The organism is Nostoc sp. UHCC 0302 (assembly GCF_038096175.1).
Classification (GTDB): Bacteria; Cyanobacteriota; Cyanobacteriia; order Cyanobacteriales; family Nostocaceae; genus UHCC-0302.
Window position 1 is genome coordinate 8112395 of the sequence record NZ_CP151099.1, and the last position, 23553, is coordinate 8135947.

Genomic DNA, 23553 nt, shown 5'->3' on the forward strand with positions numbered 1-23553 from the left:
CTGTTTTGTCAACTTCTCTGTTAAGAAAGATGTTTATAATGGATAGCTTAAAAAGGGGGTTGGGGGATCTGAGTGCGTGCGTAAGTCCTAACATAGTTGAGGAACTTTACTTGATAAGTAACACTTAATTCCTTTACTTGTGCTTGTAATAATATAGATACCCGTTGGTTGAGAAAGAAGAATAGATAAGTTAATAATTAATTGATGAGAGACAAAATTATCTAAATATCTTCGTTAAATTAAACTTTTATAGGCCTTTAACGTTTCTTTTGCTGTTCTTTCCCAAGAAAATAATTTTGCTCTTTCTTTGCCTTTGTTAATTAATTCTTGGCTTAACTGAGAATCACTAATTATTTTTAATACAGCTTCAGCTAGTTCAATGGGTTCATTCGGGTCAATTAGTATAGCTGCATCTCCTGTAACTTCTGGTATTGACGAAGTATTAGCACTGATGACTGGAGCGCCTAGTGTCATTGCTTCTAATACAGGCAAACCGAAACCTTCATAGTGAGACGGATAAACGAAAACATCAGCTTTTGAGTAAAATAATGCCACTAATTCATCAGATAAGTAGTCAAGATGATGAATTTCGTGTTTCCAATAGGAACTTTCAATAGCTGCAAATATAGGTTCATAGTTCCATCCTTTTTTACCAATTAATATTAGCTGATGGTCAATTTTATACTTTTGTTTTAAAAAATTAAAGGCTGTTATTATAGTATTAATATTTTTCCTCGGTTCGATTGTACTAACAAAAAGTAGATAAGGTTTAGAAAAATCGTAGTTAACTTGCTTTTCTAAGATTGGAATATTTTGCCAAGACAAATAATCAATATTGTAACGGCTAGCGAGAGGAGTAACATATATTTTTTCGGGAGGTACTTGCAAATACTCAATAATATCTTTTTTGGAACTTTCTGAAATTGTTAATACTAAGTCTGTCCACTGTAAGCAGCGCTTAACTCTTTTTGTATATGTTTTGACAACTGAATCTATATAGTTAGGATATTTAATAAATGTAAGGTCATATATATTCATCACCTTGAAGCTATTATTACAGGGATAAACTGAGTAATTAGTTCCATGTAATATACTTGGGTAATTAAAACATTTTTCAAAGTAATTCTGAGAATAATCAAGTAATAAATTTGAAACTTGAGTTGATGTCAATAATAAATCTGAAACTCTGACAGGGATGGGTAGTAGATGAATATTAGAATAACTATCTAGACAATTAGGTAAAGCTAGTTTTCCTAAAAGCCAGTTTTTAAATCCTGGTTGGTAGGCAATCTCTAATTGAAATTTTTCTTGAGCTTGTAACGCATCAAGTGAGGAGATTAAATTAGCAACATAAAAACCAACTCCACTTGGTTTTGGCTCTACTGGAGTAGCATCAACTACAATTTTTAGCATCAAATATTTAAGCTCCGCTGTTGCTTAACTTTTTCAGGTCATAATCAACCATTAACTCGACCAATTCCTTAAAAGAATATTGAGGCTGCCAACCTATCTCACTTTTGATTTGATCAATGCAACCAATTAATTGCACTGGTTCATCAGGGCGGTAAAATGCAGGATCAACAGACACATAATCTTGCCAATTTAGACCAACATAGTTAAAAGAAAACTCAACCAGTTCTTTGACAGAGTGAGTTTCACCACTAGCGATGATGTAGTCATTAGGCTGTTCTTGCTGCAACATTAACCACATGGCGTAAACAGCGTCTTTGGCGTAGCACCAATCACGACGGGCTTCTAGGTTGCCCAATTTTAGTTCATTTGCTAGACCAAGCTTGATCTGGGCTGCTGCGTGAGTGATTTTGCGAAATACAAATTCTGTACCACGTCGAGGTGATTCGTGAGTGTATGTGATTCCACAACAGGTATAGAGGTTGTATTTTTGCCGATAGTTGACAGTCATCCAGTGGGCATAAGCTTTAGCAACACCGTAGGGGTTGCGGGGACGGAAAGCAGTACGTTCAGTTTGGGGCGATTCATCAGGTTGACCAAAAACTTCACTACTGGATGCTTGGTAGAATCTGGCATCGGGTTTGCAGCGACGAATAGATTCTAAGAGGCGGGAGACACCAAGGGCTGTATATTCGGCAGTCAGAGCAGGCTGTGTCCAGGAAAGGGGAACATAGCTTTGAGAAGCGAGGTTATAAATTTCGTCAGGTTGAGCCTCAGCAATCACATCCATCAAGGAGGACTGATCTAAAAGGTCACCTGATAAGATTTGAATGTTGTCTGAAAGGTGGGTAATACGCTCTAGGTTGCTAGTGCTGGAACGGCGCACTAGACCAAATACTTGGTAGCCTTTAGTTAAGAGTAGTTCGGCGAGGTAGGAACCGTCTTGTCCTGTTAAACCAGTGATTAAGGCTCTTTTTGTCACATTTGTCATTAGATTTTGTTGTCAGACTACAAAATATCACTCCAGTTACTCAAGACTGATGCATAAAGGCTGTCTGTTGATACTGGCTGTAAGGTTTTAAATGAAAATATTTTAGTAAAGACTGCACAATGAGCGAAAATTGTCAACTTCTGATTTTTCCATTCATTATCTAGGGAATTTAAATTAAATGAATTTTTGTTGCTAAGAAGGAAAAACTCCGATATTTTTCTCTAGGCAGAACCAAAAAGCAGGATAGTTACAGAGAGTTTCATATTTGGTCTTTCTCTTTCAAATCCAAGCATTTCCTGGTAATGTCTTGAATACAATTTTGCGCGATCGCTTGCCAATCAAAGTTTTCTTGAACATGACGTTTAGCCGCCTCAACACGACTACGTTGAGTTGCTAAATCTTCATGTTTTATCTGAGCGATCGCTTCAGAAAATTTGTCTAATTGTACTACTATACAATGTTTTCCATCTTCAATCCCCAATCCCCTTGCACCAATCGGTGTAGAAATAACAGGAATTCCAGAAGCAAAATATTCTAACATTTTTAAGTTAGTTCCTGAACCAAAAGTGACTGGGTTAAGTGCTACATCTACTAATTTAAACGCAGTATCTTTCGTTTCTTCATCTACTGCTCCCATAAAGCCCACATTTGCAGGTCTTGGCTCATCCCGAAACGCCAAACCTACACTACCGATAATGAGGAAATTAATCTGAGGAAGTTCCTGAGCCATTTTAAAAATGTGCCGCACTGCCTCTAAATTAGGATTATGCCAACTGCCAAGAAATATCGCCGTAAAACTTCCAACTATATTTAACTCTTTTTTCTTTAAATGGCGTTTTTCTATGTCGATGTAACTAACTGTTTCTAAATCTACCCCATTAGGAACTTCAATTATTTTACTTAAATCTGTACCATATATTTCATGAAGTGCCTTAGCATCATCGCTAGAGCAAACCATAATTACTTGACTCAGACGACAACATTCTTCTTCAACCTTACGAGTTAATTCCAGTAACTCATGCCCTATGACATTATTTGGCAGGATACCTTTTTTCAGTTCAACTTCTACATCCTGAGCTTCATACCAAATTGGCTTATTACTCACTGCTTGAATTGCAGGTAGAAGGTAAGGATGGCAAGCAATTATAAAATCTGAAGACTTGGCAGATGCTCTTAAAGCTTCCACATATGCAGGAGTTAAATGGTACAGTTGTGGCATGACAACATCTGTAACTGGTACTCCTACCTTTTGTTCAATTAGCCACTCTTGCTCTTGATGTTGTTTGGATTTAGGAATTCGCGTTTCATATAAGTTAGGTGCAATTTCACCTCTAAATGTATCTTGATCAGCATTTGTAAATGTTACTAGCTCAATATCAAATTGTTTAGCTAAATTTCGATACAGGTGAAATACTCGGCTTTGCCCACCGCCTCTGGGAGGAAAAACAGGGAACGTCAAAGCTACTGTAATTTTTTGGCGTTTTTTGCTATCTGAAATCGGTGTAGATGTAGATGGAGTACTTTCGCCTAACAACCTCGCAACTGCATTTTCCCAGTTAATTACTTTAACCAGCTTTCGACCTGCCAAACCCATCTGCTGCGCTTCATCTCGATGTTCACACAGATAGTCAATGCGTTCAGCCAGTGCTTGGGGGTCAGGAGGAACTGAATACCCGGTTTCACCGTTGATGACAAACTCATTAGGGCCACCAGCATCTGTTGTAGTTAGCACTGGCTTACCACTCATCATCGCTTCTATAGTTACTAACCCATAATCTTCATCGTAAGGAACATAAGGAACAGCTAGGGCATCGGCATAAATACTTGTTATTTCCTGGTCATTGACAAACCCTAGAAAAACTATTCTTTCGTCTTCTCCTGCCAATTTTTTTAGATAGTCTGCATCCGGCCCTGTTCCAGCAATTTTTAACTGAATGTTTGTTTTTACATACTTCATTGCTTGGATTAACAAGCTGATACGTTTAGCATTATCTAAACGACCAACCGTGAATAGATAGTTATTACTACCTCTACGAAAAGACTTGATATGTGAAGGTGGATATATAACTTCTACAAAACTTTCTGAAGGAAAATAATTTTGGCGATTGACTACATTTTTAGCAATTGCAGTATACTTCTTAATTGCATTGGGTGCTAAACCTATTCCATCAAGAAAATGAATAAATTCTCGTATTAAAGGGCCAGGAAACTGAAACGCATCTTTTGGACAATTAGGGCTAAAGCGCAGCTGTTCTAATCTCTCAAAAAACTCTTTTAAGGCATTCCTATTTCCCTGATTACCTCTGATAAACTTCTGTAGAGCAGTAATGTCATGATTTTCTGAACTATAGATTTCTGAATATCTAGTAAAATGATATGTATCATATAAGCCGCGTAATCGATGCAGCATATAACAAATATGGTTAGGATGGTGTACCATCCATCCCGGATATTTACCAGATATTACTAAATCAAAGTGAGTCAAATCTAACTCAGAAAAACTTCTGTAGCTATCTATAAGTTCCCAAAAATCCCTTTCTGGACTTGGTAATTTAATTAAATCTGCTTGATGAGGAGTATATTGGTTTATAGATTCTAATAGTCCCCACCAAAGGTTTTCAGCTCCGCCAATACAAAAGGGAACTGGGCTAGGAGCAACAATGGCGATTTGCATATTAATTCTGTAGACTATTTTTTTCGCAAGTTACTTCAAATAACCAATGGTCTTTTGATTCAAATTTAATATTGGTAAATCTGGCTTTTTCTAGATAATGTTCTAATAGAATCTGTGTGAAACCAGTTAAATGCCAGTCACCATCATAAGCTTGCGTACCATACATACACTGGACTAATAATTTTTGTTCTTCGACAGTTTGTTTTGATTCCCATAAGAAAAGCTCAAGTAAACCAATCAAGTTAGGAACCCTAAGTTTTAAAATACCTCCAGACTTAAGTAATCGTGACCATTCCGCTAATGCAGGCTCCGTGTCAGCTCGAGGAAAGTGTTCAAGGCAATCTTGAGCTATAATTTCTTCATAAAAGTCTGACGGTAGCATATCTAATTTTTTAATATCAGCTACTATATCGGGATTATGAAAATCTTGGAAGTCAATATTTAAATAACCTGCACGAATATCAAATCCGCATCCAAGATTTAGCTTACGTGGATGTTGTAAGTAATTAAATTCCTCTAGAGGTTTATATTCAACTTTTTGTACACTAATTGGCTGTAAACTTTTAGTCTGATAAACAATTTTACTGTTACTGCCACCTATACTGTATAACTTAGGAAGCTTGCTAATAATCTTGGAAGTAAGAGATTTTATAGAGTTCATAATTTTCAGCAGCGTTAAGTGTTTTGAGCAATTACGTGTGTATAAGCTGGTTTATGACATTCTCCCATGATATGTCTAGTGTCCGGTATCTTTCTAAACCTGCCATACCCATTTCAGTAGCTCTTTGTTGATGAAAGTATAAATTATCAATTGCTTGAGCGATCGCTTCCGGTTCTGGTTGAACAATCAAACCGGTTTCTTTGTCAACTACAAACTCTACTGCTTCGCCTGAGTCGGTGCAAGTAATTACTGGTTTAGCAGCTAACATTGCTTCTAATGTTACATACCCATAATCTTCATCATAGGAGCCAAAAAACACACCTAGACTATGAGCATAGAAACCCAGCATTTCAGCATCTGAAAGTCTTCCTATTAAACGTACTCGGTGATTAATATCTAATTGCTCAATCAAATTTTGTAGAGCTATCTTCTGTCCGCCATCTCCAGCAATTAAAGCTAAAACTGGAGATTTGACATACTTCATAGCCTTAATTAATAAATGTTGTCTCTTCAGCTCCTCCAATCTACTAGGAAAAAAGATGTAAGGTTCTGCTGGGCTAGTATAAAACTGACCATATAGTTTTGGTGGATGATAAAGTGTAGCTGAACTGATTTGATTAAAGTATTGAAGACGCTTAGAAACTGTTTTACCGATAGTAAAGACCTTATTAAAACTCTTTAATGCTTGCTGATCATTTTGAATAATTTCTTGTCTAAGTAATTGACCTTCAGATGTTTTTGATAAGCCTTCAGTAAAAGTGGTATCCCAGAGATCATACACAGCACGATGTTGATGAATAATCCAAGCAACTTTATTAGGATGCTGCAAATAAAAAGTAGGAAACTTGAGACAAATGACTATATCCATAGTGTAGCCATTCATATACTCAAAGTTCTCACTAGCCCAAATATCCATGCTCCGCTTCACTTCACTTACTGGAGCGAAACGAAAAGGCATAGATATTTCCTCAGCTTCATGACCTGCTTCACGAATGGCTTTTACCAAACCATTTGTTAATATTTCTGCACCACCACGGATGAAAGGTACTTGAACTGTGACAACTCCTATTCTCATTATTTAAAAGTTGTAATTAATAATTATTTTCATGCTTTGTACGCTAATAGTACCATGTCACGGGAAACCGTAACGTAGTCGTTTAAATCGTCAAATTTTCTAGTTAATGAATTAATTAAATGTACTGTTCCCTCAGTTTCTTCAAAGAAACAAGATTGATTTTTAATGAACCCTCTTGCCTCAGCTATAAAGCTAAGTGTATCAGGATGAATTGGGTTTTTATGCGTTGGATCTCTATAAAAATCTCCTGAACCTACTAATATATTTCTAGTATTGGGAGTTTCAAATATGACTAATCCATTTGGTTTCAAAACTCTAACGCTTTCATCAAATAAATTAATTAGGGTTTCAAAAGGGAGATGTTCAATAATATGAAACCCTGTTATAGCACCCAAACTTTCATCAGGTAAAGTTTGTAAATAAGCAATGACATCTGCTTCTTGAACTTCAAGCCCTTTATATCTGCATTGCTCTAGCATTACTCTATTGATATCTAAACCCTTGGCTGTATATCCAGAATTCCGTAGCAATTCTAACCATTCACCTCGACCGCAACCTACATCTAAAATTGGTGATTCAGGTGTACCAACTTTAGCTTCCTGAATTAAGGGTAGATAAACTTTGAAACTATTGAAGATATCTTGCTGGCTACCTCGGAACTTGTCTTCAAAATCGACGTAAAAAGCATCCAAAAAATGTTGCTCTTCATTGATAAAGGTTTGCAGATTTTCTTGACTAAAAGGTTCTGGTAAACGTTTTCGTGCTTCTGCCAAAAACATAGTTATCAGACGCTTCTGCTGTATTAGATCATTTTTAAGGTAACTATCATTTTTGATATAAAATTCATCTGCCTTTTTAATTCTAATATCTGTATTAATTAGGTGTTCATCTATTCTTTGTATTTGGACATCTACTGCTTGCAAGCGCCTATTTATGGTATCTAAATTCTCTTCAATACTATTTAATAAACTCCCAGCTACAGTTTTAGAATCATCAATAGTATTAAGTCTGTTATTAATTTGATTGACACTTCCATTCAGACTATCTACTTGTAGTTTTAAATTTGTGACTTGTTCTATTAGCTGTCGATTCAGTGCTATCGACTCTCTTAAAGTACCGATTAAATTAAAATTGACTTCTCTTTGGTCTTTAAAGAAAAAATTAATAACTTTTAGAATAAATTGTTGTAATTTAGTAGGAATTTTAAAAGGAAAGCGATTAAGCTTATCAGGCCACTTTGTTCGGATAATTGATCTAGACTCTGCGTTTTTAAGTAAAGCTTCAATATAGCTAATATTTGACCTCATTCTGGATGTGTCTAAATTAGATTTAGAGCCTATTGTCCGAGAGTGAACTTGATGTTTAGCCACCTCATCATAAATCTTTTGTATTAACTCATCAACGTTAATTTCTGGATTATTTGAATGAATCATTTTATTAGTTCACCTAGCTAGCCCTGATTTGTTAAATTTTACCTACAAAGTACATCCATAATTTAATGGGTTATAAAATTTTTCATCTAGAACTCACGTTAGATTTTTAATGTACACGTAGGTGGGCATTGTTTATCCTACACTAGCAGGCGATCGCATGGCCATTCTTTAATCAGTTAACAAAAATTAGGGTGTGATAGCCGTTCAACTGCTCAAAATTCCGTCCAAGTGGAGATAGGGGTCTTTATAAAACGTGAACGGCGTGCTTGACTAACCCAAGCCATTGCCTACCAAACACCTGTAAATCTGCGGTAAAAAGCCCTATTCTGAGTAATAAATGAGTAGTTACCTTGTTACAAAAGCCTACAAGCCTTATCTCTTGCTAAGAAAGCAGGGTTAAACTAGTAGCAAGAGGTACATTAAAGGAATAATATGATGAGCGATCGCGACTATACATTAATCTTAGACAAAAGTGGTAGTATGTCTACCCCCGACCAAGCAGGCGGTAGAAATAGATGGGAGATAGCCCAAGAGTCGACTTTGGCATTGGCTAGAAAGTGTGAGCAGTTTGACCCGGATGGCATTACTGTTTACGTGTTTTCCGGTAGATTTAAACGTTATGATGATGTAACCTCAGCTAAAGTTGCACAGATATTTCTGGAAAATGACCCTGCTGGCACAACAAACTTAGCTGGTGTACTTCAGGATGCACTTAATAACTACTTTCAACGCAAGGCTGCTGGTAAAACAAAGGCGAATGGAGAGACAATTTTAGTAATTACTGATGGTGAACCTGACGATCGCAAAGCAGTATTTGAAGTGATAATTCATGCTACTCGCCAGATGGAGCGTGATGAAGAATTAGCAATTTCGATTATTCAAGTAGGTTCAGATCCTCAAGCAACTAAATTCCTCAAAGCTTTAGACGACCAGTTGCAAAGTGTCGGCGCTAAATTTGATATTTGCGACACGGTGACTTTAGACGATTTAGAAGAAATGAGCCTTGCAGATGTATTGATGAACGCCATAACTGATTGATAAGTCAAGAGTCAAGAGTCAAGAGTCAAGAGGAGCCAGTGCGTTGGGCGGTTTCCCCGACTTGTAGCAACTGGCGTTCAAGAGTTCATACTTCACAGCCGTGAATACCAAGCTTGTTGATTGACATTGATCATTGATTAAATAAATGGAGAATTTAAGAATGTTAGAAAATCGTGACTATACCTTAATTATCGACAAAAGTGGCAGCATGGCAACCCCTGATCAAAAAGGTGGTAGAACTCGATGGGTCACAGCACAAGAATCTACCTTTGCCTTAGCTAGTAAGTGTGAACAATTCGATTCAGATGGCATCACTATTTATGTGTTTTCTGGGAGATTTAAACGCTATGAAAATGTTACATCAAGTAAAGTAGCACAAATTTTTAGAGAAAATGATCCCTCTGGTACTACTGATTTAGCAGGCGTATTAAAACACGCAACTGATGATTATTTACAACGCAAAGCATCTGGTCAAACCAAGTCAAATGGTGAAACAATTTTAGTAGTTACTGATGGTGAACCCGATGATCGCAAAGCAGTGATGAAAGTAATTATTGAAGCTTCTCGCCGCATTGATCGGGATGAAGAATTAGCCATTTCTTTTATTCAAGTTGGTACAGATCAGCAAGCTACTCGCTTTCTGAAAGTTTTAGATGATGAACTGCAAAGTGCTGGTGCTAAATTTGATATTTGTGACACAATTACTATGGAAGATATGGAAGATATGAGTTTATCAGAAGTGCTACTTAATGCCATTAATGATTAGTAGAAAAAGGGAACAGGGAGCAGAGAAGAAATAACTTTTAACTCCTAACTCAGCACTCGCTACTAAGATGTTGCACTAGCTATAACATTTTTGGGACTTGTAACAATGGATTCCATCGATAAGCTGTTAGCTCAACTCAAAGCTGAGTACGAAGAAGTACAACCCAAACAGCAGCAACAAACTTCAAATATACCTAAATCATTTATCCAAGCGTCGGCAAAATCGGCATCTTTAATAGATAACCTTTTGGCAGAAGTTAAGGCTGATTTTGCCCAAGAAGATGCTGTGCTTGAGTTGAAAAGACAAGAAGAAATACAACAAGCAAAAAGACAAGAAGAACAACTCAAAGCTAAAGAAATAGAGGCTTTGAAAAAGCAGGCAAAAGATTGGCTAAATAAACTCGATCCGTTCTCACCTGAAGGACTTTGGTTTGAAAGATTTTCTGAAGGTTACCCTTCAAAATTAGAAGCAGCAATAGAATATCTGCAAACCAACTAATAAAATCAATCTATTTTAACTGTTGCTATCAACTAATCGTTATTGTGTTTGCCACTTAATCCAGATAAATTCTGAATAGCCCACTCATGCATTGCATAGAGAATTGGCTGTAAACTTTCTCCTAATGGCGTCAGAGAATATTCCACTTTGGGAGGAATTTGGGCATAGACTTCTCGATGAATTATACCGTCTTCTTCCATTTCTCTAAGTTGCTGAGTCAGCATTTTTTGGGTAATTCCAGGTAAGGCTCGCTGCAACTCACCAAACCGTTTTACACCAGCCATTAATTCTCTTATAATTAAAACCTTCCAACGTCCGCCAATAATTTTTAGCGTGGTTTCAACTTCGCAAGTTAGCCTGCTGTAGTTTTCTGCTTCTGCTTTCATAGTTACTTTTTAGTAAGATACTTACTTTTAAGTGCCTACTTCTCATATTAACTGTATATAGATTAAAGTCTACTGGGCAAGTTTTTTGCACTTTACCCATAACGCTGTTACACACTTATCAGCATAGTTCTGATTGGGAAATTTATTTATGGCAAATATCCTCCACATTGATACTAGTCCTCGTGGTGAACGTTCTATTTCACGCGCACTCTCCTATGAGTTCATTACATCTTGGAAAGATACTCATACAGGCGATAAAGTGACTTACCGTGATTTGGGTCACAATCCTGTTCCTCATGTCAACGAAGCGTGGATTGCTGCTGCTTTTACACCACCTGATACACATACACCGGAACTAGCTGAAGCAATAAAGCTGTCTGATAGCTTGATCGACGAGTTTATCGCAGCCGATCGCTACGTTATTGGTGTGCCGATGTACAACTTTAATATACCCTCTACCTTCAAAGCTTACATTGACCAAATTGTCCGTGTTGGTCGCACTTTCACGATTGACGAAAATGGGTACAAAGGTTTAGTAGATAGCAGTAAAAAATTACTGATTATCACAGCGCGTGGTGGTAGTTTCCCTCCAGGAACTCCCTTCGCTGCTTATGATTATCAAGAACCATATCTCCGCGCTATTTTTGGTTTTCTTGGTATTACTGATGTTACCTTTATCCACGCCGATAGCTTGGGTGCAGGTGATGAGGCTCGTGAAAAGTCTCTAGCCGCTGCTAAAGATGCGATCGCCCAAGCAGTAGCTAACTGGTAGTTATATCCATTTTAGATTTAGTTTTGTAAGTAGAAGCGCACAGATGTCCGCTTCTACCGCAATTAAACCGGAGTTCTTTAAATTGAAATTTTATGAGCTGAAATTGCCCAAATGAGGAATTTACGAAATATTTGCGCTCGTTGTTTGTGAATTAAAAAATAACTGCTTTAATTTTGAAGAGAGAGCGAGAATCAGGAATGCGATCGCAGGAATTGTAGGCAACTTCATAGACAAGGATATCATCAAAGTAAATTGGCAGCGAATGCGAAGAGAAAACAGCCAATTTCTTCTTTTTAACCAAATTGGTCAGTAGAAATTAGAGCAAATCTGCATTATCTTAGATAAAGATTAAAAACTTATTTTAAAAATTTATTGGGAGAACTGTCAGTCCCCCCGAAAACAAGCTAAAGAAGATTCAAAACAGCAGTACTAAATTGCTCGTAAGGAGTAACTCCCACAATAGTTTCTACTAACTCAGCATCCTTAAAAATTAAAACTGCTGGAATGCTGCGAAGACCAAATTTTTTGAACAACGGTTTGTTTTCATCTACATCTACTTTAACGACTTTGGCACGACCTTTGTATTCTTGAGCGAGTTGCTCTATTAATGGACTAATCAAGCGACAAGGGCCACACCAAGTAGCAGTAAAGTCAACAACAACAACTTTTTCTTCACTTAAAAGAGTATCAAATTCACTTTCTTGAACGTAAGTAACTGTATCAGTGTTAGTAGACATTTCTTAACTCCTCAGTATTAAACTAAAATTTCAAAAAAACTATTTTCGAGTATATAGCTAACGAAGATTCAAGGTTTCACCTCAAACTGATTTTTAGGAGCTTAACAATCCATTGTTTCAAGTCTGTTTTACCTATGATGGTTATGAGAACAGCCGTTTGAACACGCAAGGTTAAGTTTGTTATGGAAAACTTCTGAACAGGGGTTTTGGCTTCTCAAACTTAGATTTGCGTTTGCAAGCAAAATTTTGTGTCAAAAAGGCTCAAGCAGAAATGCTTAAGCCGTTAATACATCAAAATATTTGCTGGACTAACAGATTAGCTCAAAAAATTAAATTTATAAGGCTTAATAACGGTTACGTCCGCCATAATTATTTTGGTTGCCGCCAAACGAGCCTCTTTCTTCTTTAGGTCTAGCTTTATTTACTTTCAAGTCACGTCCCATCCACTCAGCACCATTAAGAGCTTCAATGGCAGCTGTTTCTTCAGCGTCTGTTCCCATTTCTACAAAACCGAAACCGCGTAAACGTCCTGTTTCACGGTCAGTAGGTAGCTGTACCCGCTTTACTGAACCATATTCTGCAAAAACAGCATTTAAAGTTTCTTCTGTAACTTCGTAGGAAAGATTGCCTACATAAAGGGACATAGATTATCTCCGAAATCATAAATGTGTAGAGATTTAGGTTTCGGAGAAAAGTCTGTAAATACCAAAAGCAAAAAGCCTGTTAATACTAAAAACAAACGCGGTCGCCGAATTAACTCTCATCTTACACTATGACATAAAAGCACAATATTAGGGCGGAAGTTTGAAAAACCACCATAAAAAGTCATGTGAGTGATTGATATTTTAAGTAAGGTTAATAATACTGATTTTATGCAGCTTTAATGCTTATTAGCTGATCGTCACTACCAAATAAAACTTAAAATCAGCTGATTCCTAAAATCGCTAAAGATTCTATTAGCATTAAATTTAGAGGATATTTAGCTGAAAAATGTTACCTAAAAATCCTCATTATTCAAATCCAACTAATGATTCTTGCAAAGTTGGATAGGATTTTTAGCTTACTATTAGCTTACTAATTCAACTAAAGCGTCCCCGTGGAAACGAACTACGCAGGAAACTAAGCAGCCACGATAATGGTCAGTTGTGAATACTGAGAGAGTAACATTGGTCTGACCTAAATCTAAAATTTGTTTAACCTTGCAGATTTGCCTTTTGTTTTTGCAGTAGGCAACAATGCGATCGCCAGCCTTGACATCCAACGCTTTAATTTTCAATTTCTACTCAACTTCATCAAAGAATTGGTTTACCAAACTTCCGCCCTTAACTTACTTTTAACTTTTATATGACTGCCACAATAATTTAACTACCTTAGTATAACATATGCACTCAAATTAGCGCGACGAGCCTGCATCTGCAATGGTTTTAGCTTTATTAATTTTAAGGCTATAACCCATCCATTCAGTCCCTCTTAATGCATGAATAGCTGCTACCTCTTCGGTATCTGTTTCCATTTCTACAACTGCAAATCCCCTCTTTTCACCTGTTTTCTGGTTGGTTGACACTAGAATTCTTTTAATAGATCCATACTTTAAAAAGACTTGTCTGATGTCCTCATCTTCAATTTCATGAGATAAATTACCAATATAAACTGACATAGAATATCTCCCAGTAATACATTTCGGAGTTATAAGTTTAACTAAAAACAACAAAAACTTGTCTTTGAATCTACAATTATTTCTTCCACTAGAGGCTTAAAATTTCTAGGTTCTTAATTTCTAAAGCTTTTAAGCATTTAGTTATAGAATTTATGACTAATGAGTGTGGTTCTATTTCTGAAGCTACAAAACGAGCAAAGTTAATTAGCCGAGACACTTTTAGGTTTTTGTAAATTTATTTATACCTTCCGAAGTGTAAAACTCTTTCCACCAAAATCCCAGAATAAAATAGAGTGTAGAGATTTAGATCCGGGAAAGTGTCACGGGCTTATTCACATAGCCGAAAATATCTCTCGTTGCTTTAAACATAACACTTAAATATGCAATTAGATTTGTTAACGTCTAGAGGCCGTTATAACCATAAGTACATATCTTTGGAAGCATTGCTGTTAACTGCTTTTGGCTTCTGGTTCAACCTAAAAAAGTTAATTAGTCTCTAGAAGCAGCTTCACCCATAAGATAGAAGCGTAATACAACTTCAACGCAGCATCAGTTCTTCAAGTCGTACTACAAGTACTACAAAAAAATTATTCTTTATATTTATTTATATTTTTTCCTGATCAGTAACACCGATTTACTTGCAATTTGAAGATGATTTTACTAGTTGAATTCGATTATTTTCGAATTAATTTACGTATATACTGACTTTATTGGAGTTTAAGTGCGTCATTCTTTCAGCAAAGCAAACAAAAGCTTGCTGGATTTTATATTAAAAATTACCAGTGAGAAACTTGAGGTTGCTGAGGGCATTGTCTCTCCGACAGGAGAAAATACCCAAAGAGCTTGCTGCGAGTTAAGACACGAAAGAATATGAGTTTCAGAGAATTCTTGCGTAAGCCGTGTTGTACTATCCCCGTATAGGGGAGCCGGAAGCAAGTAGACTTATACAGCGTATTTCAAGGAAAGTGAACTATACAGACTACTAAAAGCTATGCATGAAGACCGTTTTACTTTAGAATTCTGAATTCCTGACTCACCTCGGCTACTTCGGCTACGCTCAGCACAAGTGCGCTCGGCGGCCACCTGAATTCTACTGTATATTCTGGCTTCCGACTCTTGACTCTACTGATAACGAGTTAAGCAAATTTGGGGAGATTTCACTCAACCACTGATGTGGAAGCTCCCTCAGTTGTTGGAGGTAGACTCGGTAACTCTAGACAGTATCCTGCACCATAAACTGTCTTGATATAGCGGGGATGTCGGGGATCTGGTTCGAGCTTAGTTCTCAAATGACGAATATGCACTCGAATCGTTTCGATGTCATCATCTGGATCGTAGCCCCAAACTTCCCGCAAAATTTCGCTAGGGGAAACTGTCTGTCCGTGGCGTTGCAGCAAGCAGTGAAGTAGCTCAAACTCTAAGTGAGTCAGTTTTACAGTTTCACCAAACCATATCGCCTCAAATCTTTCTGGAACGAGGGTAAGCGACCCATAGTTTAGAATTTCACTGTGCTTTGCCGCTTGAGGAATCCGGTCAGTACGCCGCAATAATGCTCGTACCCGCGCTAGCATTTCTTCAACTTCAAAAGGTTTGGTAAGGTAATCATCTGCTCCAGCATTGAAGCCTTCCACCTTATCTTGAGTTTGGCTTAAAGCCGTCAACATCAATACGGGAATCTCAGCGGTACGGTCATCCCGACGTAAGCGTTGACAAACTGTAAAACCATCTACCCTCGGCAACATCAGATCGAGCATAATCAGGTCTGGTTGTAGCTGGAGAGCCAGTGCCTGGCCTTTGATGCCGTCCTCAGCTTGACTAACATCGTAACCAGCCATTTCTAAGTTGACAGCAACGAGTTCTGAAATCGCTGGGTCATCGTCTATGACAAGAATCCTCGGCATTCTTAAAAAATTACTACTACTTATTAAGGATAATTAAGAACCTTTGGTAGATACAAAGATTTCTGCACAGATTATAAAAAAGGTTTTAAATCTAACATAAATCTTAAGATGAAAGAAATGTGAAATCAAGACTAAATTACAGGAAAATCCAGCTATGTTGTGTCATTCTGCCTACAATCCGCCCAGGTTTTTGCAAAATGGTGTGGCAATGACAGTCTATACCGCTTTCTGGGGAAGAAAATACTTTGAAAGTAATATTCTATATCCAGAGCCGCCATACCATAAAACAGTTTTTATAGGTGGGCAAAATGTGCCAATTTCTAGTTGGGTTGCCATACCTAAAAACGCTCACAGTACGATTGTGGGTACTTATGGCATTACAGGTGATCTGGAAACAGAATGGTTTTTGAGGCTGCTGGGACGTAAAGCATACGCTCAAGGATACGCTGTAGTTTTATTTGATTGGCGAGCGCACGGCAAAACTGCTGACTTGTCGCCCACTTTAACTTCTGATGGTTTATACGAAGGTGAAGATTTTGTTCACATTGCTGCTGCTGCGGCACAAATGGGATGTCCAAAGAAATTTTGGTTTACAGGGTTTTCTTTAGGAGGGCAATTAGCATTATGGGGGCTGAAAATTGCTACGGCTCTCATTGACGATAATGAGTATTTAGGGCTAAAAAGTAGCGATATTGTGGGTGGCGCGGTGATTTGTCCGAGTTTAGATTCGGTGCGATCGCTTTCTTATTTAAGCAAAAGACCTTTTGGTAAACAGTTGGAAGCTGCGATCGTCCGAAATTTGAAAAAACTGGCATGGCGAATCCATGATGCCCATCCTGGAGCCATAGACCCAGCGGTAATTGAACGGACTAACAGCATTTGGGATTTTGACAACGAACTAGTAATTAACCGACTAGGTTTTGCTTCTGTGCAAGCATATTACGAGGCTAGTAGTGCTTTACAATTATTGCCTCAGCTATCAAAACCAACTTTGATTATTTATGCTGCCGATGATCCACTTTTTCATCCGGCAATTATACCTGAATTGCAAGATGCCTGTGCTAGCAATCCTCAAATAGATTTGTTACTCACGCGTTACGGTGGTCATGTCGGCTATTTGAGTAGTAAAGAGTGTCAACGTCAAGCACAAGATCCAGACCCTTGGTGGGCATGGAATCGGGTTCTACAATGGCTAGAAGAAAATATACAGCAGAATAAAGGTGTCAGTAGCCAGAATTCAGAAGTAAACAAGGCTTTGTAACTGGTTTTAAGACAAAATTGGCAAACAGTTTTTAACAAACTAGCTTTTTGGAGCGTATCTTAACTAGGAATTACGAATTAGTACAAGACCTAATTGATATACTTTACTCAATTTAAATCAGCTGTAAAAGTGGATATAACAAACAAATTATTCTGTAAATTTAAATAAAAATTAGTACTATTTGTGTTTAGATAGTGAAGATATATGCTATTTCCATATTAAATATTTATTTTAAAAACTAAACTAAGATTAAACGAATTATTACCTGTACTAATAATACAAATACCCTGGTAGGGACACGGCATTGCCGTGTCCCTACGAGAAATCTATATGTATCAGGATTTTTGTGAATTGGTATTAGCCCAAATTCTGGTACACAAGTTAATGGCTCAAATCCCTACGATCCACTGTGCAAAGGTGTTACAACTACCCTAGTTTTGGGAGCAAATAATCAGCTAATTAAACACTACGTCTCACTCAGTGGAACCTATCGAAGTGAATCAGTAGCTTGGTATATTTGCAAAAGTGATATTCATTATTCAATCAATGACTGCACCTAATCATCTTTGGCTGCCTGCACCGACAGATTTTACTTTGCTGCCGGATGATGTCCATGTTTGGCGAATAGACCTTGACCAACCAGAACAACAGCTGCAATCTTTTGCAGAAACTCTCTCTAATGACGAACTAGCTAGAGCTAAGCGGTTTTATTTTGAGGAACATCGGCAGCGTTTCATTGCCGGTCGCGGTAGCTTGCGAGCAATATTAGGCCGCTACTTGGGTATCGAGCCAATACAAGTGCAGTTTGCTTATGAAGCCCGTGGTAAACCATTACTAGCAGATACATTTGCCAGCAGTGGGCTGTCGTTTAATTTATCTCACTCCCAAGGGTTAGGTTTAGTTGCAGTGAATTGCACTCGCAAAATTGGTGTAGATTTAGAGTGCATTCGCCGAGTTTCTGACATAGAAGCCCTTGCTAAACGGTTCTTTTTAACCAGAGAATATGAGGTGTTGCGATCGCTCTCTCCTGACCAACAGCAAGAAACTTTCTTCCGCTACTGGACTTGCAAGGAAGCTTATTTAAAAGCAACTGGAGATGGACTATTTCGGCTAGAGGAAATTGAGGTGTTGCTGTCTCCTACAGAACCAGCTAGGTTACAGACATCTGAAGATTGGGAACTTGTTGAACTAGTTCCTGGTAAAGATTTTGTGGCAGCGGTGGCTGTTGCCGGTTTGGGCTGGGATTTGAAATGCTGGCAGTATTAATGGGCATGGGGCTTGGAAATATTTTTACATAACGATAGTACTTATCCCAAAGTTGGTGTTAAACCTTAACAGTATCTTTTGGGTAAATGGGTATGCAAAAACAAAGCCAATCATATTAAAGAATGTAAATTACTTATTTTTTACCAATGCCCAATACTTCGGCTTAGCTCAGTACAAGTGCCTAATGCCCCATGCCCAAACCAAATTTATTTATCTTCCTGCATATTTCTCACAATTTTTGTCACCAATTTCCTTGGTGTAAATCTGACACTTTTTGCCAGTATTTTATTGAGCAACCCTGGAATAACAATTGTTTTGCCCCGCATTAAAGCACGATAACCAATCTCGGCTACTGTTTCGGCATCCATCATCTTCTTACCTTTAAGCAATTTAGAATCTGCCATCCCTGTTTTTTCATGGAAAGCAGAAACTGTTGAGCCTGGGCAAAGAACAGTGACGGTGACACCTGTACCTTCTAATTCATTAGCGATCGCTTCTGAAAATGATAAAACATAAGCTTTGGTAGCGAAATAAACTGCCATCAAAGGGCCTGGTTGAAAGGCCGCAGCTGAGGCAACGTTTAATATTTTTCCCTCGCCTTGCTTTACCATGTCCTTGAGGAATAGCTTAGTTAAATGGGTGAGACACACCAAATTAACCTGTAGCATTTCCAATTCAGTATTTAGGTCTGTTTCGTTAAATAATCCATAAGTACCAAATCCAGCATTATTTACTAATACATGAATTTTGATATTTGCTTGTTGCAACTCTAGGAAAATTTCATCGGGAGATGTTGCTATAGATAAATCTTTGATAATAGTTTTGACAGAAATTCCAAACTCTTGTTCAAATTTACTCGAAATTTCTGTGAGTTTGATTCCGATTTTATCTACTAATACAAGATTATAATCATTATCAGCAAAAATCCGCGCTAATTGATAGCCAATGCCACTGGCTGCCCCAGTGATTAGAGCAGTTTTTTTGCAGTGACTTTCGGGTGTTGTGTTCATATCATAAAGTTTGTGAATTCAATTTGATCAAGCTGTTTCGCATTTACAGTAGTTTCTATTTGCCTACACAAAACTAACTGTAATGGCTGAACCTAAGAAAAATCTCTTGAATCGTTACCCTTTCAAATGCCTGTGTAATGCGTTAGTAAAGAGTTTGATAGATGTAGTAGTGCAAACTAAAACTTAGAATTTACGCATTATAAAAGTTAGCGTTAGAAATTTATGTTTTTTTAGACTGCAACTAACCACCATGTAGAGGTAGCTAATTACTCCTAAAAGGGTGAAGAAATCAAATTTTAACGTCTAACTATTACCATTGTATACTCGATTATTTAAGTCAAGGTCTAAGTTCAAAAAATTTATTTTTGTGAGCATGGTAAAACAGTGAAACTAGATTGCCACTGGAGCTTTAGAGCTTTTTGAAGGATATTGAGTACTGACATCTAATCTAAAAAAATAAAGAAAACTTTAATATATTTGTATTAACCATACCTTAAATTAAAACTATGCAACTTTCAGCCGTTTCTACTCTATTACAATATTTAAGTTTTTCTTTTTTCTACCTCAGTATTCAGCACTTGTACCTAAACAATATAGTTTAGTAGGGTGTGTTTTCGCAAAGCACAACGCACCGCAATAAATATCAAAAGGGTGCGTTAGCCTTCGGCATAACACACCCTAATAAATAATTCCTAATTTCCAAATACATCTACTTTTAAAAGTAGGTGTCAAAAAATCAGTTTCTCCGGCTAATCACACAAAATTGTTGCTATTTTAAACCTTAAAAACTAAATTTTTAACATCAGTAAATTGGTATTTTAGGCAACAGTCAAAAAACCAGTTTGAATCAAATAGGAGGTATAAGTCATCAATAATTCAGAGTCAATGGTGGGGCAAACAATGGAACTACCTGCTAGTGCATGAAGCGTGTCTTGGCAGCTAATGTGGGGTCTGTGGGCTTGTAGATACAAATCAGGAATAGTGAGTTGTTTATCAGACCAGCGTTCTAGTAAGAAAGGTCGCAGAGTGTATAAAGGATTCTCTACAGAAGACACATTATTGATTAACTCTGTTTGCCACTGGTCATAAGGAACCATCTCAACTGGATAGCCAAAAGAGCGTATCCAATCAACTAAGTCACGCAAAGAAATGGGTTGCGGATGTTGCAAATGGAAAGCTTTGCCTATCGATTCTTTCTGCCTTGATAGATAGACAACGGCTTTACTAACATAATCTACAGGAGACATATCTAACATATATTCTACATCGGGAAAACTTCCCATCTGTAGACACCCCTTGGTCATCAAATTGATAAAGTCATGGGTATTACAGATACCTGTTTGGCTATCTCCTGAGATTAATGGTGGTCTATAGATAGTCACAGGAAGACCGCGCTTACTAGCAATTTTGACTAACTTTTCAGCAACCCATTTAGTTTGAGAGTAACCAAGATAAATGCCTTCCCAATGATTAAATTCATCCTGTTCTGTTACTACCTTACCAGCATAAACAGGCGATTCAAAAATAGCAACGCTAGAAACGTAATGCACAGGTTTAACTGTATTTAGACAAGCCAATCTTAGAACTTCTTGAGTTCCTAAAACATTGGCTGACTTCAATGCTGAATAGGGATAAACATAATTCAGCAAAGCACCACTATGATAAATAGTATCAATAGTGGTAGATAATGTTTGAAATTGTTCAGAACCAAGACCTAAAAGTGGCTGAGATAAATCGCCGACAACAGGAATAATTCTAGAATTAAATTGCTCTTGCCAAATTGCGTACTGTTCTAGATTCTTTTTAAGTTTACTCTTGCCTTCTTCTGCATTAGCAGCACGCACTAAGCAATATATATCTGCATCCGTTGCCTGTAGTAACTCTCGGATGACAAAAGCCCCTAAAAAGCCTGTTCCTCCAGTTAAAAAGATTTTCTTAGGGTCAGTTACAGAAACGTTAGAGACAGCACTAGGACGAATGCTAGGATCAAGAACAGCTTCGGCACTTAAATCTACAATAGAAGGAGCAGCGTTGACACTAGAAGAAGTGTCTTGAACCTCTGATTTTTCTTGTAATTCTTCGGCTAAACGCTGTGACAGAGACTGGATATTTGGGTAATGCCAGAGCAAAAGAGGGGATGGTTGAAATCCCAGCAGCTTCTCTAATTTACTCACCAAAGTCATTGCTTGTGCTGAATCCAAGCCATAGCTTTCTAAATGCTCTGTGATATCTATCTCATCAGTTTCTACTCCTAGCAAATTAGCTAGGTTAGAAACCAGAAACACTTGAATATCTTTGGCGTTTAAAGACTGTTTTATACTCATTATTACATCTCCAATACTGTAGAATGAAATGGTTGGTAATGACTGTAATAGTTAGGTATTTGCAGTCCTTGAATTTTCAAATTTTGGATGCGGTACAGAAAGACTGCACCAGTCATAATTTGGTCAGCAACATCAACTACATGACGATTATTTGGTTCAGATAGATAGGAACCACGTACCCAGTCATTGAAGCTACCCATTGCCGGGCCACACCAGATTTGATAATCAACTTCTCGACCTTTTTCACCAGAACTAGACCAACGGGAAGATAATCCTAAATACCAGCGGAAAATCAACGCCATTTTTAATTTAGGATTATTAACAGCCTTGCCTAGCTTTTCGGGATTTTTTTGAGATAAATAAGTGGCAGTTCCTTCCCATACCTCGGCAATACTTTTACGAAAAACTTGTTTCTCTAGTTTTTCTCTTTCTGCCAACGGGATGTCTTCAATTGAGTCATAACTACGATATAACTCAAATAGTTTTTGCGCTCGCATGGGGAACATCGTACCCCGTTTGAGAACTTGAAGTTTTACCCCCATCTCAAACATATCTGCCGCTGGAGCCATCATCACATCGGCCATTTCTGCTTGAGCTAGTAACTTCTTAGTATGTTCACAAGCACCAGATTCAACGCAAGCCTGATTAATTGAGCCAGTCATTACATAAGCAGCACCCATCATAAAAGCAGCTAAGGCTGATTGTGGTGTGGCTATTCCGCCTGCTACTCCGACTCTAATCGGTGTTTCGTATTGATATTTGGCTTGAATTTCATCCCGCAAACTAATAATAGAAGGTAACAGACAAACCAGGGGACGGTTATCTGTATGACCGCCAGAATCAGCTTCGACGGTAATATCATCAGCCATCGGCACTTGAGCGGCAATATTAGCTTGTAACTCAGTAATTAAGCCTTTTTCAACAAGTTCTTTGAGAATTCTCTCTGGTGCTGGTTGTAAAAATTTCGTAGCGACTTCTCGACGAGAAATTTTGGCAATGACTTTATTTTTGATTTCAATTTGATTGGCGTCATTTAAGCCAAGCCCAGCAACACGATAATAAACAATGTTCGGTGTTAAGTCGAGAAATGCTGAAGCTTCTACGGTTCTGACTTGATATTTCAAGTATAAATCTACAGCACGGCGCTCAATTGCTGGTTCACTGGGACTGTGAATTAAATTAAAAGCATAAGGGCCTTGCGGAAGGGCTTGTTGAATCCGGTTAATAGCGGCTTCCAAACGGTCTAGACTTAAACCACCAGCACCAAAGGAACTCAAAATTTGGGCTTTACCGAGTGCAATTACCATTTCTTCAGAAGCAATTCCACCAGCCATTGCACCGGTAACATAGGTATACTTCACTCCATGAGAGTAGAGAAAACTGGGGTCTCCTAGTTGTTGGATGCTAATTGGTGGCACAAATGTCAGCAGTTCTACTTCTGCTGCTGTGCTGTTATCAATTGAGGATAAATACCCTTCATTCGTGACGCCAATTCTGCCAGCGACTTTAACAATGTAGCAAGGTTTATCAATTACCATCAGTTTATCTTTGATGGCTTTCTGTTCAAAAGATATAGATTCTAAAGCACCTTTCCAAATTTGGTTTTGGCTATGAGACCAAGCATAAAAACCAAGACCATTATCGTATTTATTAAGTACCGTTTCTACGGTTGTCACGGCAGTTATCCCTCAAT

At 37.7% G+C, this 23553-nt stretch carries 21 protein-coding genes; 6 read left to right on the top strand and 15 right to left on the bottom strand.

Annotated features, from left to right (window positions below; genetic code table 11):
* Positions 1 to 234 precede the first annotated feature (234 nt).
* The 6 genes from WKK05_RS35165 to WKK05_RS35190 all read right to left on the bottom strand — a co-directional run bounded on the left by WKK05_RS35165 (position 235) and on the right by WKK05_RS35190 (position 8244).
* The gene (locus tag WKK05_RS35165; protein ID WP_341527580.1) at positions 235 to 1413 is read right to left on the bottom strand and encodes a glycosyltransferase family 1 protein; all 1179 of its coding nucleotides are present in this window, start codon (positions 1411 to 1413) and stop codon (positions 235 to 237) included.
* A gap of 7 nt (positions 1414 to 1420) precedes the next feature.
* Positions 1421 to 2392 (bottom strand): GDP-mannose 4,6-dehydratase, encoded by a 972-nt coding sequence (locus tag WKK05_RS35170; protein WP_341531277.1) that lies wholly within the window; start codon positions 2390 to 2392, stop codon positions 1421 to 1423.
* Positions 2393 to 2660: 268 nt separating this feature from the next.
* A complete protein-coding gene (locus WKK05_RS35175) occupies positions 2661 to 5075 on the bottom strand; it encodes a glycosyltransferase family 4 protein (protein ID WP_341527581.1) in 2415 nt (804 codons plus the stop codon).
* Position 5076: 1 nt separating this feature from the next.
* Positions 5077 to 5736 carry a methyltransferase domain-containing protein gene (locus WKK05_RS35180; protein WP_341527582.1) on the bottom strand — a complete coding sequence of 220 codons (660 nt, stop codon included), beginning with the start codon at positions 5734 to 5736 and terminating at the stop codon, positions 5077 to 5079.
* Positions 5737 to 5767: 31 nt separating this feature from the next.
* Positions 5768 to 6811 (bottom strand): glycosyltransferase family 4 protein, encoded by a 1044-nt coding sequence (locus WKK05_RS35185; RefSeq protein ID WP_341527583.1) that lies wholly within the window; start codon positions 6809 to 6811, stop codon positions 5768 to 5770.
* A gap of 29 nt (positions 6812 to 6840) precedes the next feature.
* On the bottom strand, positions 6841 to 8244 hold the full coding sequence (locus tag WKK05_RS35190) for a class I SAM-dependent methyltransferase (protein ID WP_341527584.1): 1404 nt from the start codon (positions 8242 to 8244) through the stop codon (positions 6841 to 6843).
* Positions 8245 to 8676: 432 nt separating this feature from the next.
* Between WKK05_RS35190 and WKK05_RS35195 the strand changes: the two genes are divergently transcribed.
* From WKK05_RS35195 to WKK05_RS35205, 3 genes are all read left to right on the top strand, one after another.
* On the top strand, positions 8677 to 9282 hold the full coding sequence (locus WKK05_RS35195; RefSeq protein WP_341527585.1) for a VWA domain-containing protein: 606 nt from the start codon (positions 8677 to 8679) through the stop codon (positions 9280 to 9282).
* Between the two features lie 160 nt (positions 9283 to 9442).
* Complete coding sequence (locus tag WKK05_RS35200) at positions 9443 to 10048, top strand: VWA domain-containing protein (protein ID WP_341527586.1); 606 nt, start codon at positions 9443 to 9445, stop codon at positions 10046 to 10048.
* Positions 10049 to 10153: 105 nt separating this feature from the next.
* A complete protein-coding gene (locus tag WKK05_RS35205; protein WP_341527587.1) occupies positions 10154 to 10546 on the top strand; it encodes a hypothetical protein in 393 nt (130 codons plus the stop codon).
* 32 nt (positions 10547 to 10578) lie between these two features.
* Here WKK05_RS35205 and WKK05_RS35210 read toward each other — a convergent pair whose 3' ends face one another.
* Positions 10579 to 10932: a helix-turn-helix domain-containing protein gene (locus WKK05_RS35210; protein WP_341527588.1), complete on the bottom strand. Its 354-nt coding sequence runs from the start codon at positions 10930 to 10932 to the stop codon at positions 10579 to 10581.
* 148 nt (positions 10933 to 11080) lie between these two features.
* On the opposite strand from WKK05_RS35210, the gene WKK05_RS35215 reads away from it, so the two are divergent.
* A complete protein-coding gene (locus tag WKK05_RS35215) occupies positions 11081 to 11704 on the top strand; it encodes an FMN-dependent NADH-azoreductase (RefSeq protein WP_341527589.1) in 624 nt (207 codons plus the stop codon).
* Between the two features lie 404 nt (positions 11705 to 12108).
* Here WKK05_RS35215 and trxA read toward each other — a convergent pair whose 3' ends face one another.
* The 5 genes from trxA to WKK05_RS35240 all read right to left on the bottom strand — a co-directional run bounded on the left by trxA (position 12109) and on the right by WKK05_RS35240 (position 15999).
* Positions 12109 to 12441, bottom strand: a complete 333-nt coding sequence (gene trxA, locus WKK05_RS35220) for a thioredoxin (protein ID WP_341527590.1) — start codon at positions 12439 to 12441, stop codon at positions 12109 to 12111.
* A 344-nt stretch (positions 12442 to 12785) separates the two neighbouring features.
* Positions 12786 to 13085: an RNA-binding protein gene (locus WKK05_RS35225; RefSeq protein WP_341527591.1), complete on the bottom strand. Its 300-nt coding sequence runs from the start codon at positions 13083 to 13085 to the stop codon at positions 12786 to 12788.
* A gap of 422 nt (positions 13086 to 13507) precedes the next feature.
* A complete protein-coding gene (locus WKK05_RS35230; RefSeq protein ID WP_341527592.1) occupies positions 13508 to 13717 on the bottom strand; it encodes a hypothetical protein in 210 nt (69 codons plus the stop codon).
* Between the two features lie 117 nt (positions 13718 to 13834).
* Complete coding sequence (locus WKK05_RS35235; RefSeq protein ID WP_341527593.1) at positions 13835 to 14098, bottom strand: RNA-binding protein; 264 nt, start codon at positions 14096 to 14098, stop codon at positions 13835 to 13837.
* 1157 nt (positions 14099 to 15255) lie between these two features.
* Positions 15256 to 15999 (bottom strand): response regulator transcription factor, encoded by a 744-nt coding sequence (locus tag WKK05_RS35240; RefSeq protein ID WP_341527594.1) that lies wholly within the window; start codon positions 15997 to 15999, stop codon positions 15256 to 15258.
* Between the two features lie 154 nt (positions 16000 to 16153).
* On the opposite strand from WKK05_RS35240, the gene WKK05_RS35245 reads away from it, so the two are divergent.
* A complete protein-coding gene (locus tag WKK05_RS35245) occupies positions 16154 to 17260 on the top strand; it encodes an alpha/beta fold hydrolase (protein WP_341527595.1) in 1107 nt (368 codons plus the stop codon).
* A gap of 546 nt (positions 17261 to 17806) precedes the next feature.
* Positions 17807 to 18526, top strand: coding sequence for a 4'-phosphopantetheinyl transferase HetI (gene hetI / locus WKK05_RS35250; protein ID WP_341527596.1), 720 nt, complete (start codon positions 17807 to 17809; stop codon positions 18524 to 18526).
* A gap of 206 nt (positions 18527 to 18732) precedes the next feature.
* Here the strand turns inward: hetI and WKK05_RS35255 are convergent, their stop codons facing one another.
* The 3 genes from WKK05_RS35255 to WKK05_RS35265 all read right to left on the bottom strand — a co-directional run bounded on the left by WKK05_RS35255 (position 18733) and on the right by WKK05_RS35265 (position 23536).
* Positions 18733 to 19536 (bottom strand): SDR family oxidoreductase, encoded by an 804-nt coding sequence (locus WKK05_RS35255; protein WP_341527597.1) that lies wholly within the window; start codon positions 19534 to 19536, stop codon positions 18733 to 18735.
* Positions 19537 to 20354: 818 nt separating this feature from the next.
* Positions 20355 to 21860: a thioester reductase domain-containing protein gene (locus WKK05_RS35260; protein ID WP_341527598.1), complete on the bottom strand. Its 1506-nt coding sequence runs from the start codon at positions 21858 to 21860 to the stop codon at positions 20355 to 20357.
* A 2-nt stretch (positions 21861 to 21862) separates the two neighbouring features.
* Positions 21863 to 23536, bottom strand: a complete 1674-nt coding sequence (locus WKK05_RS35265) for a PfaD family polyunsaturated fatty acid/polyketide biosynthesis protein (RefSeq protein WP_341527600.1) — start codon at positions 23534 to 23536, stop codon at positions 21863 to 21865.
* Positions 23537 to 23553: the final 17 nt, after the last annotated feature.